Origin of the sequence: Leptospira langatensis (genome assembly GCF_004770615.1) — a bacterium.
Classification (GTDB): Bacteria; Spirochaetota; Leptospiria; order Leptospirales; family Leptospiraceae; genus Leptospira_B; species Leptospira_B langatensis.
Window position 1 is genome coordinate 545,634 of sequence record NZ_RQER01000001.1, and the last position, 13,133, is coordinate 558,766.

At 45.0% G+C, this 13,133-nt stretch carries 14 protein-coding genes; 4 read left to right on the forward strand and 10 right to left on the reverse strand.

Annotation, left to right across the window (positions count from 1 at the left end; translation table 11 throughout):
* Window positions 1-107 precede the first annotated feature (107 nt).
* Entirely contained in the window at window positions 108-500 is a 393-nt protein-coding gene (locus EHO57_RS02400) for an LA_2478/LA_2722/LA_4182 family protein (RefSeq protein WP_135647166.1), read from the forward strand.
* Here the strand turns inward: EHO57_RS02400 and EHO57_RS02405 are convergent, their stop codons facing one another.
* Window positions 501-2,222 carry a DUF342 domain-containing protein gene (locus EHO57_RS02405; RefSeq protein WP_135647167.1) on the reverse strand — a complete coding sequence of 574 codons (1,722 nt, stop codon included), beginning with the start codon at window positions 2,220-2,222 and terminating at the stop codon, window positions 501-503.
* Window positions 2,223-2,430: 208 nt separating this feature from the next.
* On the opposite strand from EHO57_RS02405, the gene EHO57_RS02410 reads away from it, so the two are divergent.
* Complete coding sequence (locus EHO57_RS02410; protein ID WP_135647168.1) at window positions 2,431-3,045, forward strand: LIC_11485 family protein; 615 nt, start codon at window positions 2,431-2,433, stop codon at window positions 3,043-3,045.
* Between the two features lie 2 nt (window positions 3,046-3,047).
* On the forward strand, window positions 3,048-4,127 hold the full coding sequence (locus EHO57_RS02415) for a tetratricopeptide repeat protein (RefSeq protein ID WP_135647169.1): 1,080 nt from the start codon (window positions 3,048-3,050) through the stop codon (window positions 4,125-4,127).
* Between the two features lie 13 nt (window positions 4,128-4,140).
* On the opposite strand, the gene EHO57_RS02420 is transcribed toward EHO57_RS02415, so the two are convergent.
* Together EHO57_RS02420 and EHO57_RS02425 are read right to left on the reverse strand one after the other, a co-directional pair.
* On the reverse strand, window positions 4,141-4,605 hold the full coding sequence (locus EHO57_RS02420; protein ID WP_135588264.1) for a chemotaxis protein CheX: 465 nt from the start codon (window positions 4,603-4,605) through the stop codon (window positions 4,141-4,143).
* Complete coding sequence (locus EHO57_RS02425) at window positions 4,605-5,819, reverse strand: hypothetical protein (protein WP_135647170.1); 1,215 nt, start codon at window positions 5,817-5,819, stop codon at window positions 4,605-4,607. Before EHO57_RS02425 ends, EHO57_RS02420 begins: the two co-directional genes overlap by 1 nt.
* A 102-nt stretch (window positions 5,820-5,921) precedes the next feature.
* On the opposite strand from EHO57_RS02425, the gene EHO57_RS02430 reads away from it, so the two are divergent.
* A complete protein-coding gene (locus EHO57_RS02430; protein WP_135647171.1) occupies window positions 5,922-6,650 on the forward strand; it encodes an LIC_11490 family protein in 729 nt (242 codons plus the stop codon).
* 19 nt (window positions 6,651-6,669) lie between these two features.
* On the opposite strand, the gene lmtA is transcribed toward EHO57_RS02430, so the two are convergent.
* The 7 genes from lmtA to EHO57_RS02465 all read right to left on the reverse strand — a co-directional run bounded on the left by lmtA (window position 6,670) and on the right by EHO57_RS02465 (window position 13,125).
* Window positions 6,670-7,428: a lipid A Kdo2 1-phosphate O-methyltransferase gene (gene lmtA, locus EHO57_RS02435; RefSeq protein WP_135647172.1), complete on the reverse strand. Its 759-nt coding sequence runs from the start codon at window positions 7,426-7,428 to the stop codon at window positions 6,670-6,672.
* Window positions 7,429-7,522: 94 nt separating this feature from the next.
* A complete protein-coding gene (locus EHO57_RS02440; protein WP_135647173.1) occupies window positions 7,523-8,545 on the reverse strand; it encodes a DUF4340 domain-containing protein in 1,023 nt (340 codons plus the stop codon).
* The gene (locus EHO57_RS02445; protein ID WP_135647174.1) at window positions 8,542-10,227 is read right to left on the reverse strand and encodes a GldG family protein; all 1,686 of its coding nucleotides are present in this window, start codon (window positions 10,225-10,227) and stop codon (window positions 8,542-8,544) included. The genes EHO57_RS02440 and EHO57_RS02445 overlap by 4 nt, the downstream gene beginning before the upstream one ends.
* Window positions 10,224-10,979 (reverse strand): ABC transporter permease subunit, encoded by a 756-nt coding sequence (locus EHO57_RS02450; RefSeq protein WP_135647175.1) that lies wholly within the window; start codon window positions 10,977-10,979, stop codon window positions 10,224-10,226. Before EHO57_RS02450 ends, EHO57_RS02445 begins: the two co-directional genes overlap by 4 nt.
* Window positions 10,979-11,890: an ABC transporter ATP-binding protein gene (locus EHO57_RS02455; protein ID WP_135647176.1), complete on the reverse strand. Its 912-nt coding sequence runs from the start codon at window positions 11,888-11,890 to the stop codon at window positions 10,979-10,981. The genes EHO57_RS02450 and EHO57_RS02455 overlap by 1 nt, the downstream gene beginning before the upstream one ends.
* Window positions 11,891-11,941: 51 nt before the next feature.
* Window positions 11,942-12,244: an STAS domain-containing protein gene (locus EHO57_RS02460; protein WP_135647177.1), complete on the reverse strand. Its 303-nt coding sequence runs from the start codon at window positions 12,242-12,244 to the stop codon at window positions 11,942-11,944.
* A gap of 89 nt (window positions 12,245-12,333) precedes the next feature.
* Complete coding sequence (locus tag EHO57_RS02465) at window positions 12,334-13,125, reverse strand: class I SAM-dependent DNA methyltransferase (protein WP_135647178.1); 792 nt, start codon at window positions 13,123-13,125, stop codon at window positions 12,334-12,336.
* Between the last annotated feature and the right edge of the window lie 8 nt (window positions 13,126-13,133).

Sequence of the window (13,133 nt, forward strand, 5' to 3'; positions counted from 1 at the left end):
AGATAACGACTTGCAGAATATTCCACGGGTGAGTCAATTTTACCTATTCTATAGGGTTTCTTTCGCGATTCCCGAAAAATACTATTACGAAAACTAGAAATACTTCCATGAGAACTTCTTTCTTACTCTTTTTGATCCCTCTTTCGTTTATTCTGGATTGCAGAAAAGGACCTTCTCTTAGCCGGGATGAGGTCAAGGAACTGAGCCAAAGCTATATTAGGGAATTATGTAAAAAAAATTTGGAATGTTCGGCCGAATACATCGAGGCTCTTCCTTCGAAAGAGCAGGATTCTGCTAAGTCGGGATTTTCGTCCTTGGATCAGTGTATGATCGATCAAAAGGATCAGACGATTCTCCCGGACGACTATGAAAAGGTTACGGACGATCAGATTGCTAAGGTAAAACGATGCATGGATGATCTACTCAAGACCCCTTGCACAGAAATGGAGCAATCCGGCGGGATCCCTTCTTGTAGGGAATTATTTCCGGACGAGGGCTGATCAAGGGATCGAAGGATTTTCCGTTTCCGATGCTTCTTCTTGCAATAGGCCTAGGCGTTTCGGTTTTACCTTGGAATGGGCGATCTGTCCATCTCCGCCCAAATACAGATAAGAGGGTCCCGGGATATCCTTTAATTTTACGCTGAATTTCTTATTCCTGCCCAGATTCACTTCTACTCCGGGATAGATCTCCCTTTCCACTTCCACAAAGGAATTTCTGTCCGGGTCGAAGGATAAGATCGCGGACTGTTCTTGGGCGAACAGATTCTCTAAGATAGAATTGTATTTTTGTCGGATCGCCTGTAATTTTGGAAGGCTATCCTTTTCTTCCGGAGTTAAGGCTCTTCTTTGGGAATCGTCGTTGAGTTTTTGGATACTCGTGTCCACTTTCTTCAGGATGTCTTGGTTTTTTCGGATCTCCGATTTTAGTCCTTCCAATTCATAAAGAAGTTCTGGAGGCATTCCACAGCTAAGGACAGTCTTCGTTTCTACAATGGCGCCTAACTTAGAACAGGTGATTGTCTTTCCGGAAACACATTGTCCTCCTATGATCTCTCCTCTTCCTCCTCGAACAACTATGGATTCACCGGCGATCAATTCGGAATGCATGGCGGCCTCCTCTATAAAGATGGAATTCTTTGCCTGCATCTTTCCTTGCTCCACGAACTTAGCATAGATGTCTGAACCGGATTCGATCATTCCTCCGTTCCTTCCCATAAAGCCTCCGGAGAGAACAATATCTCCTTTTGCTTTCAGGAACACCTTACCGACAGATTTCTTTACTATGATGGAACCGTCCGTTTCTAAAGTGAATCCGTCTGCGATCGATTCTTCTACTATGATGGTTCCCGGAAAATTGATGTTCCCAGTGGAAAAATCCACATTCTCCAAGAGGCAAACCTCATCCACTCGGATGATCCCGAATCTATCTATGATGGGTCTTCCGTCTATCAAAGCGAAGATAACGTTTCCGTCCTCTGAAGTCTTGATATTCGGACCGAGTTTCCATTCAGCAATCTTGCCTTCTTCGAAGTCCAAGACTTCTCCTTTTACGTTCTTACCCGCTTTTCCGGGAGAAGGAGAGATCTTTTCTGCTAGCTTCTGGTTCTTTTTCACACTTTGGATGATCTGTATATTTTTGAAGTCGACTCTTCCGAATTCGTCTTCTTCTAGAGTTGGTGTGCCCGGATGTTGGAATAAGATCCGAACATCTCCGTCTTTTCCAGGGACGGGCTGTTCTCCGTTTGCGACGAGTATTCTTTTTCCGTATTCTTCCGCCTCGGCGATCTTCTGGACCGCTTCGTCTATGATTCCGAATATTACCCCTTGCGAAGTAAGCTGGGAGAGTATCTCGTCCCTGGTCAGAAGTCTTCCTCCGAATTTGGGAGGATGTAGGATCCCAAAGACCTGCATTTTATCTTCGGTGATCTTGAGATCCAAGCTAGAAGGTTCCGGTTTCCCCGGCCATTTTCCTACCAGGTGAGGTTCCGAGTCTTTTGTCTTCAAGATCCTCTTGATCTCATCTTCGGAGACTCCGCTGATCTTAAAAACGCTCAATCGCTTTAGGATTTCTCGATATTCCACTTCCTTTCCCTTTTTTCCTGCGGGAAAGATCGTTAGGTAGGCGAGGCCATCTAGGTTTTCGATTTTAAAGAACCCATTCTCATTCTCTTCTAGATCTTTCAAAAAGGATTCTGTAAAATTACTGATCGAGTCGCTCATCCTGGGGGGCCGTTGTTGGAGAGTAAGTCCCATCCTATTTTTTACAATCGAAAAGCAGGGAAAAGACTTTAGGGTTCCCGGAGAGAAAAACCGGGATTTCTTGTAGTATCTCCTACAGTTCAGACTGGATTCGAGATTATTTCGGTCTTTTTTCTAAAATTATGTCCTTGAAAAAGGCGAAAAGACGACCGATGATCCTAGAGAAACTATGGCATTCAATCCATTCTCCATTCTGACCAAGGTTCGGGAATCCATTGACGGTATTTTAGGAAATCTTCCCCCGAACACAGTGAAGCTGATCGGAAGAGCAGGGCTTGCACTCGCTGTTTTGATCGGAGCGGTCCTGTCCTGGTTCAGTTTCCAGAGAGGTTTGGCCCTCGCGGGAGAAGAAGACCAGGCAAAAGAATTGGATCGCAAGGCATTATTTTTAGAAGATATAGAGAGAGATTATAATCGAAAGAGAAAGGAGATCCGCTGGAGCGATCCAACGTATTCGGATACCGGATCTTCTTCTTTGGATTTGGAAAGATACTCTTTAGATAAACCGAAGGAAGGACCGAATTCTCCCAAGCCACAACTGGAAGAAACGGACACACTCGGGAATTCTCGCCGTAAGGATGGAGATTCGAAAGTATTTTTTCCGACTGAGAATGAAAGACCTCCTAGAGAGGATTTGGGTCGTCCAGGCGCAAGCGATAGCGATTCTCCAAGATTGGAACCCAGTACCCAAAGACAACCAAGCTTAGAGACTAAGACCCAGCCGGACGATTCCAGATTGAGTCGTCCTCCTCGGAGAGAACAAAAACCGAAGATGGGCGAATGAGAATGAAACGATCTCTAACTTTCGTATTTCTCTTAACGTTCTTTTCTTTCGGGAATATTGATGCGGATTTTCCACTTCCTTTTCCGGAGAGAGCCGATCTCTCGGAGGGAACACAAGCCTCGAATGCGGAAGCTATAAGTCCTACTGCATCTTTAAATTCGCCAATAGAAACTTCTAACCAAGAAAATTCTTCCGGAACTGCCGCTGCCTCTCGAAAGTCTAGCTCATCTGCGGTTATAAGCGGAAACGCTTCCGATCAAACTACAAATTCAGGCTCGGGTCCGGACACTTCCAGTTCTACTGAAATGGCCACTGCTGGCCCAGAACGTACGTCTCCTTCTTCTGAAAGAAAAATAGGAGAAGAGAAGAAGTCTGTCGCAAAAGAGAAGAAGACCCGGCTTCCCAATCTTTCCGAAAAGAAGGAAAAGAAAAACGGCAAGAAGAAGGATGCACAGGATCCGAGTCAGGCCGCATTTGACAGAGGACTCCTACGTTTACGGAACGGGCAAAAGGACGCCGCCAAAGAGGAATTCAGTAAGGCTGCGACCACAGAGGGGAGCGCAAGCGCCCAAGCAAAATTAGAATTAGCTAAATTAGAAGATCAGAAAGCTCCGGAGGCGGAGGCTGCGGGAGCGGAAGACGATTCCAGATGGAAAACCTCTCTGGAAACAGCAAGATCCTTAAGGGCCCAAGGAAAGAATTCCGAGGCAGAATCCATTCTCTTAAGAGTCGCCACAGAAGGGAGCGGTGAATTCAGATCCAGAGCTCTCCTGCAATTAGGGGACATGCTATTTCGTTCCGGCCGTTACAGCGATGCCAGAGGTTATTTAATGGATTTCTGGAATCGCTTTGGAAAGACTTTCCCGAATGCGGAAGATCAAAACTCCAGGGAATTCAAGAGACAGAGAGAGGAAAAAGAACTGGGCGCCTATTTGCTTTTTAAGACCAGCTACAAAGCCGGAGAAGGGGAATGGGCTAAGAAATTCTTACGAAAATATCTAGAAAAGACCGTTTCCGAATCGGAGGGAGTGTATTCCCCCCTTCGTTCTGAAATGGAAACTCTCGCAAAGAGTAATCTTTAAGAAAATCTAATATTTAAGTTAAGGAAACGTTTACTTCCAATTTTCCGAATTTGGAAAATAGGCTGATCCCAAGCGCCTGCTTTTTAGGGATCTTAATCGTTTCATTCTTTGCATCAACGATATTCGGCGCAGTGATCTCGATCGACTGACCTGCGGTCGCGAAGATATTCATCGCGTTACCTGTAGTCATGTTCGCGATCTCTCCTAGTATATCCTTATATTCGTTCTTGATATCGTCGTCGCTCATACCGGGCATGAGTTTTTTCGCGATCTTATAGGCCGCGTCATAGTTCAGACCGTACACTACTTCGCCATTGAAAGTTCCTAGAACCCCGATGATGATCGCGAGTTCCAGAGTGGTTTCGGCTGTGTCCTTGATCCCGATCTTACCGCGGATCAAATCTGTTTGCAGTATGTCTCGGAAAACGATGGTAGCCGCTTCCAAGAACGGATTCACTAATTCGGCGCGGATTTGCATTATTCCTCCGAAGCGGACCTCGCTAAACGTTCTACGGTAATCTCATTCTCTAAGGATTGAGGGATTTCCATTAGTATGCCGCTGACAACACTTGCAGAATCTCTAATTCTCAAGAAAGAAGGATCCGGTGCTCCGAATTGGAGCTTGGAGAAGGCTACGATTGCGTATTTATCTCCATCTCTGTACGGTCCTATATTCTTCTTTTGCGCAAGCCCAGGAGTGCTTAGATCTTGCAAGAACTTAGAATCTGCCAATAAAGAGAAATTGTCCTTGCCGGAACTCATTTTCTTTAGATCGGAAAGAGGTCTGTTTCTCAAAGAGATCGGGGCCTTACCTAAGAATTTCGCGATTTTTTGTAAGCCGTCAGGTTCATTTTGTAAAGCGATTAGTTTCGCTTTTACGGATTCCAAAGCGTTTTTACGAGCTTCTACCTTGTACTTTCCTTTTAAGACGGTTTTTCTTTCTTCAAAAGGAATAGGTTTGCCGTCTTTTCCTTTAGGAGAATTCGGATCAGCGATCTCTTTCTGGTACAGTTCCTGTAACTGAGCTTCACTCGGTTCTAAACTTTGTTCCGCCAATTTGGAAATATCATCTTCCGAATAAACGACTGCATCCAAATCGATCTTAGCTCCGGATGCCTCGGATTGTACTTCTAATTCTCCGTCTGTACGACGCAGATCAGTTTGCAAGAAATTCTGCTGAACGTTTTGTTGCACGGTGGCTTCTATCCGAAAACGAATCGGTGCTTCTTGGAGGAGTTGACGGTAAATTTGCTCCGGTTTCTTCAAATCTTCTTCGGAATATCCCGCTCCACGGTAGGAATTCTTAGAATTTTTTTGCGCCTCGTCCCAGAGAGCCTGTCGAATTCCTTCTTCCGAATAAGTGTACCCGATCCCCCGCGCGAGTTTATTCAGGATATAAAATCTTTTTAGGATCATGAAGGCACATTCGGCTAATTGACCTTCCGAACCTTGGCCACCGAAATACATATAGCATTGTCTTCTTGCGGCGTTGAAAAAATCCATCGGAACGTCGGAGCCGTCTATTCTACCGGCGCTGATATTTGCTTTGCCTGTGAGCATATCCAAACCTGCCTGTTCCACATCCGGCTTTAAGAGCATGATGACCAACATGAGGACTAGAATGCCTAGGAAAACGGCGGACCCCACCTTGAATAATAGATCTTTGATTGAAATTCCTTCTGGCTTTGTCATAAAACTACGTTTCAAGGAAGCCTCACCCGCGCCAAGAATCTGTAAAGGAGAAAAACCCACGAAAAATGCTTCAGAAAGCCGCGATTTTGATAGATACATATAATGATGCTCTATATTGCCTTAGCTCTGATTTTGGTGGGAATTCTCTGCTTTATTTACGTATCATTCCAACCCAATTCCAAAACGGAGTCCGGATCTAGCGGATTTTCCAGAGGGAATTCTGTTCCTTCTTCTAAGGAGAAAAAAGTCTCGCAGGACGCGCTTGCTTCTATGAAGAAGGGCGGGCGCTCCGAGATGTACGCACAAATGGATCAGGCATTTGCGGAAGAGAGAAAGATCCGTCCTTATTCCCAAAGACAGAAAGAAGAAACATTTTCCAGGGAGCCAGAGGCCTTCGAGACGGTTAGCCAAGAAGAGATCGTTACTCGCCCTTTGGAAGAAGAGCGTAAGCCGGAGATCAGAGAAATACATACGAAGCAGGAAGAAACTCATGCTTCTCCTAAGGAAGAAGAATGGTCTATGGAAGGGATCCTCTTCCTGGACCTTTCCGGGAGACTGCCTTATGAATCCTTAAAAGAAAAATTAAGACCGGAAAGCTTGAAAGGTTTTAGGAGAATGGGTAAGGGAATTATTCGAGAGATCCCTGGCGGATTTAGGTTCCAGGCTAGTAATTCTGAGTTCAGTTATAAGTTGAGCGAAGTAGAGAAGATCATATTCTATGATGAGGGATTCGCTCTTCTTCCCTTAAAGCGGGAATATCCTACGCCCGTATTTCTCACGAAAGACAGCGAGAAATTCAAATCGTATTTGGAATATACGGCAGGCACTTAAAGACCTGCCGAATCTAGAATTATCTTCCTTCGACCTGCAATAGCTTAGTGGTCTTGACTAAGACTCGAATGATCGCGTAGAAAGCTGCTCCCGCTCCAAACGCCCAGATCTGAGGCTCGGTGATCGCCTCCCATGGTTCCTGCCAAGAGAAGAATCCGTTCAGAAAATTCGCTCCGAAATCGAATAACACGAAGATGACAACGATCCCGAAGAGACTAGGATATTCTCTTTTTAGGATATTACGGAAAGAGAAACCTAATTTCGGTTTTACGTATCCGGAGAATTTCGGCAGGAAAGCAGGGATCTGATTGGCCCAGGAGAGGTAATCATTCCCGAATTTATCTCTTAGGAATTTCTCCTCTGCAAACATTATTCTTTCATAATAGATCGCGAAGAATAAGCAAAATACAAGAGTTAGAGGCACGTCCCTGAAATAGAGAACAGGGCCGAGATACATGAGGAAATTTCCCAAATAGAGCGGATGGCGGACCAAGGAGTAGATCCCTTCTTGGTTGACCAAGTCGGCGACTTGTTCCTTTGTATTTCTTCCGGAAGTACGGGCAGGCGCATAACCGATCACGAAGCAGCGCGCTGCGAGGCCTAGTAGGCTTACTGCAAAGCAGAAAGCCACATAGTATAAATTCGTTTCGTAAGAATCGTTTAGGAATTTAAAATCTTTTAAGGAATATAAGCAAAGAAGCAGAATGAAACCGGGGATATAGGATCTCCAACGAAATAGAAAATTTCCTTGTTTATCCAGCTCTTCTATCAGTGCCATATGATTTCCTTTTTGGGAAAGATGTATTAAGGAAGGAAACTTTGGTCCGGTCTATATGTCAACCCATTGATTTGGCTTCCATCTAAGTAAGGAGTTAAAAGCCCTTATTTGTAGGGAGAGTGCGGGTCGTAAATTCGGAGAGGTCTTTTTGCAAGATCGGCTCTAGATTCCAAGGATCCAAAACCAATTTGTATTCTAGATCCTTCTTCTGAAAAATAAAGCTGCCTAGTTTTGTGACTCCGATCGGATGTATCGTATAATGATCCGTGCTTGTCTTGATCTCTATTTTAAAATTCTGTTTAGGGGGAAGGGGACGGATCTCTTCGGTTCTATCCAGTAGGACTTCGTCTGCATTCAATTTCTTAATGGCTTGGATGAATGTTTCTACTTCTTCCGGGTTTGCTTGGATCTCTTGGCCGGAGACTTTGACGATCCAATTCTCTCCGTCTGCGAGCAAAACAAAACCTTCGTTTCTGGACGCGCTTGTAACTGATACTTCCAATACGAGTTCTCTGGACGGAAAGTCAGGGATTAAATTTCGGCTGATAAAGAAGTCCTGCTTTCCGGCGCCTGTGACCAATTTTAAGTTTTCTTTAACTAGCCAGATGCGGTTTTTTTCGTCCATTACATAAGTTCCGGATGCCTTAGGAGCTCTCGCTCCAAGTAGGATCTTTCCAAGGGAATTTCCGGAAACGTCCTTGAATTCCAGCACAGGTTCGTCTCCATCTAATCCGAATTCCTCCAAAGGAGAAGGATGAGAATTGGAATCCGACAATAGAGTGAACCTTCTCATGGAAAGACAGGTGTGGATCAGTTCTTCTATCCTTGCCTTGTCTCCGGGAGCCTTGGTATCCTTACCCAAACGCACTGTCCATCCATCCAGATCCCGATTGAGAACGCTCTCTTGGCCCTTTCTTCCGCTGATAATGGTTTGGATCCTTTCGGGATCGATCTCAAAGAATGGATCCGCATTCGCATATGTATTCTGGAATTTTCCGAACGGATCCCTTACTAAGAGCAGAAGTATTCCTAAGATCAGGTTGAGTAAGAATAACCCGATCCCGGGATATTCTCTGATCTTTTCTATTGCTTGTCCGAACAAGAGAGTTCGTTTCATAGAACCTGCCTATTTCTTTTGCGAATTCTTCGGAACGCATAGAGAGAGAGTAAGGCCGGGATCCCTAAAAGATGAAAAAGGCTGATCGCAGTTTCCCAACCGAACGAGAGAGGTTTCATTTTTAAGATGGCTGACTGTTTGGATCTCGCCTGGATGAGATCCGTTTCGCCTCTGAGTAGGTCTATAGAATTTAATAAAAACGGAATATTTGAATTCTTTAAAATTTCTACGAATTCAGGGAACGCCAAAAGATCAGAGACTAGGTATGGGGAGCCGAAGACCAGTATCTTGGAAACTCGATCCGGTTTGGTTTCCAATAATCCGTTTGAGGATCCTTTCGGGATCAAATTCTTTCGATCCACGAAATAGGAACTGAATTTTCCTTCTGCCAATGCGGAAAGAATAAAGGGGCCTCCGTTGGCGCGAATGGGAGCGGAAAGGATCTGCTTTTCTCCGAGAGAGATCGGTTCTGTCCTTGCTTCCGCATCGGGGCCGCTTTTTGCTAAAGCCTGTAATTTTACGGCTTTTTGTTTTTCCGGAAGAAGAGTAAGACTAGAGGACCAAGGCAGTAGAAGACTTTCTTGGCTCTTGGTAAATGGGCTGTCCGGATCCAATGTGTTCGTTTTTCTTTCCGAGACGATCCAAGGAGGATAAGGGTACTTTCCTAAAATTCCAGGTTCGATCTCAATGATAGAACCCATAGGAAGGGAATCATCCGGATCTAATATGATATCAGAGTTGATCCGAATTCCATAATGTTCTAAAAGTCGGATGAGTTCCTCCGATTCTGGGTCCTTACCGGCGAGCCCTGCCGATAATTCGCCGTTCAAGAGCCCAAATCCTCCTCCCTTCTTTCCAGTCTGGAACTCCATACTCTTGGCAAGAAGAAGAAGACTTCCTCCTTTCATCAAGAATTGGTCTATCCTCCATGCGGCTTGGTTGGATAAGGGTCCGGAACCCGCCCAAAGAAGAAGGTCGATTCCTTCGGGAATTTCATCTGTCTCCGGATCGATCTCTGAAATGGGTCCATATTCTCTTGGTAAAACCTGATGGAAAAAAATCCCGATCCTATCCTTGGGAGAATGATTCTCCTGGAGAGATAGGGATCCTTTCGTTCTCAAAATCGCGATCCCGGAATCCTTGTCCTGTCTTTGCATTTTTTGTAATGCGTTTAATATTTGGTATTCTAGTTCTTCGGTAAAGAAAGCTAACGAAAGTACTTCTGTCTTATGACCGAGGGTTAAAACGATTCCTAGGAACGCTTGCTTGACCGAGGCGGAATCCCGGGAGGTTCTTTGTAGGATCTGGGGTTCTAATCCTAATTCGAGGGCCTTTCTGGAATCTTCTTCCGAATGATCCGGATCATGAAATCTAAGAGATACGTTTTCTTTTCCCACGGCTGCGATCTCTTTCAAAAGGCCTTTCGTGAGTTCTAATCTGGATTTGTATTCGCCCGGGATCTCCGAAGAATAGAACGCGTCTATGTACAAGGTCGAATCCAGATCGCTCAAGACCTTCTTCGTGCTTTCCGTGATCTGAAATCTACCGGAACGAGATAGATCCGCTTTGCATCTAAAGGAAGAAACGATCCCATTCAAAAGAAAAAATAATACGATCCCGTTTAGAAAAAGGAACCAAGGGCGATTCGCTATCCTGAATAGAGGCTCTAATAGTTCTCTCACGGATAATCCCTCCGGAGGAGGAATACGTTCGAGAATAGGTTCGCGAGAATAAAGCTGAGGAAATAGAATGCATCCCCACCATCGACTAGCCCCAATCGAAAGGATTCGAAATGGGAACCTAGGGAAAGAAAGGAGGCAAGGCCTGCGAATCCTCCGCCTAGAAATTTCAGTACTGGTTGGGTTCCTAAGAGAAAGAAAAACAAACAGACGAATAGAGTAAGAATATAGGAACTGATCTGGTCCTTTCCCAGAGAAGAGAGTAGAGTTCCTAGGCTCAAGTAGGCTCCTCCTAAAAGATAACAGCCTAGATATCCTGCAAATACGATCCCTAGATCCAGATCGCTTAGGGCCCAGATAGAGAATGGAATGGGTAAGGTGAGAGATAGGACAAATCCTAAAAAGGCCCAGGCAGCCAGGAATTTTCCGAATGTGATCTCAGATTTCCCTAAGGGTAGGGTAAAGAGTAACTCCAAGGTTCCGGATCTTTTCTCTTCGGACCAAAGCCTCATGGTGAGAGCTGGGATGAATACTGTGAATAGAAGAGGGGTCCAGATAAAATATTCTTCCATTCCGGCGACTTTTCTTTCCCAGAAGGATTCCTCTCCTAATCCGTAGAAGAATAGAAAGGAAGAAAGGAAAAGATAAAAGATCGTAAACAAGTACCCGATCTGAGTATTGAAATAAGCAGACCATTCTTTTCGGAAGACGGATGCTATGTTCGAGCAGGAGTGAAGAAGGTTTCTAGAAAGCATTAGTTGGAAACAAGCTCCTGAAACACATTTTCTAAGGAGCGTTTCGCGATCTTAAATTCTAAGACGGGAAAGGACGCGGCACGCACCATCTCAAAGATCTCCTCGGGAGACAAGTTGGGAGATTCCAATTGGAATTCGGATCCTTCTTCTGATCGAGAAAGAAGTCGTACCTTTATGTCCTTCTTCTCAAAGATCCTTTCTAGTGTTGTTAAATCGGTTTTTGCGGTAAGAAGGATAAAATTCCCTCGCTTCAGCTCGGTAACGGGAAGGTCAGCGATCAGGCTCCCTTTATGCAGTACAAGAACATGATCACAGATCTCTTCCACCTCGGAAAGAATATGAGTGGATAGAAGAAGAATTTTATCTTTTGCTAATGTACGAATGATATTCCGGAAATGTTGGATCTGTATGGGATCTAGCCCGGAACTGGGCTCGTCCAAGATAATGAGCTCCGGATCATGCAATAAGGCCCCAGCTAAAGCGAGTCTCTGTTTATAGCCTTTGGAGAGAATGCTTGCAGGAGAATGCAGTTGTTGCTTAAGATCGCAAAGCTCCAATACTTCTTTCTTTCTTTTTTTGAGAGCAGTAGGATCCAAACCTCTTGCTTGGCCTATAAAATCCAAATACTCGGAAGCGCTCATGTCCGGATAGACAGGGGCAGATTCCGGAAGATAGCCTAATCTTTGCTTAACGAAGATGGGGTCTCTTTCGAGAGAAACCCCGTCCAAGGATACGGAGCCATTGTCCGGTCGAATGAAACCCGTTAGGATCCTAAGAGCAGTGGTCTTTCCGGCACCGTTTGGTCCGAGTAGGCCCGTGATCCTGTTTTTTGGAATTTCAAAATTGAGATGGGAAATAGCGATCTTTCCCGAATAGGTTTTGGAAAGATCCGTAACTTGGAGAGAAGCCACGAAAGTTATCCTCTTAGGACTTTCGCCTCCTGCAAGTTCTTTTCCCGGAGGTTAGGCGCGAATGCGAAGCATTGCGTCTACTTTGAATTTTCTGAGAACGTCTAGAAGGCCCGGTTGCAGATTCACCACTTCGAATTTCACTCCGAAATGATCTAGAAGGTTTCTGAGTGTGAGAAGTTTAGCGACGCCGCTGGAAGTGATCTTCTTAGTGGGGGTCAGGTCCAGAGTCAGATTTTGGATATGGGCTTTAGATGCCTGTTCGGAGATCTCGTCGAAGACTTTCTCGTATCCATCCAAAAGATGGTTTTCAAAGCGAACGATTCCGTGTTTATTTTGTATCGTTAATTTAGCCATAAGTTTCGGCGCTAATAGGAGAGACGCCGAAAACGGGCTCTTCCCAACAATAAATCCTCTTCTTTCTAGGGTTCGGACTGTTTCGGCTTTTACTTAGAATTTTTTTTGCAGAGGAAGTTCCAATAATTCGCCCTAGAGGATACCTTCCAGGAAGAGTAATCGGATCCGATGCCAAGGATCTCAAAGCCTCCCTCTTTCAGAAGGGATTGCCAGACCTCCAACGGATAGGCCCGATGAAAATGCTCTTCCACTCCCGAGATCTCTGGGCTCGTGAATTGCAAGCTGGTCTTTAGGATGCTCGATTTAGGATCATATTCATTTTCCCAGACCAGTTTTGTGTCTCCATGGGTCTCCTTGAGAGTCTTCCCCTGAAAATTTTTTTGAAAATTCCGGTCAGTGCTAACATCAAAGAAGAAGATCCCGTTCTCGGAAAGAATCGCCGAAGTTTGGGCAAAAATCCTCGCGATCTCTTCTTCTTGTAGGAAATAATTCAGGGTATCGTGGACGGAAAAAACCAGGTCAAAGGTTTGTGGTAAAGGGGGGAAGGAGAGTAGGCTTCCCTGGATCCGATTGCCTCTAATTAGCTTAGAATCGGCGATTTGAAGCATTTCATGAGAGTCGTCGATGCCCCAGAGTTCCGACTCTAAAGGAAGAAAAGCCCAGATCTTGCAAGTGCCGCAACCCATGTCGAAGATACTACGAGGAGGAAAATTCCCCGTCCCAATCTGGTATCCTTCCAGGATCATGGAGGCCCAATCAGAGTACGGGGCCTGCCTCATGACCCGGTCATAAACGGCCGCAAATGCGCTATAAGGCCTTTTTTTGGGGATTTGAGAAATAATTCTTGATTTATTCCCCTGGTTTCGAGTATTCCTATCCATTTGATGCG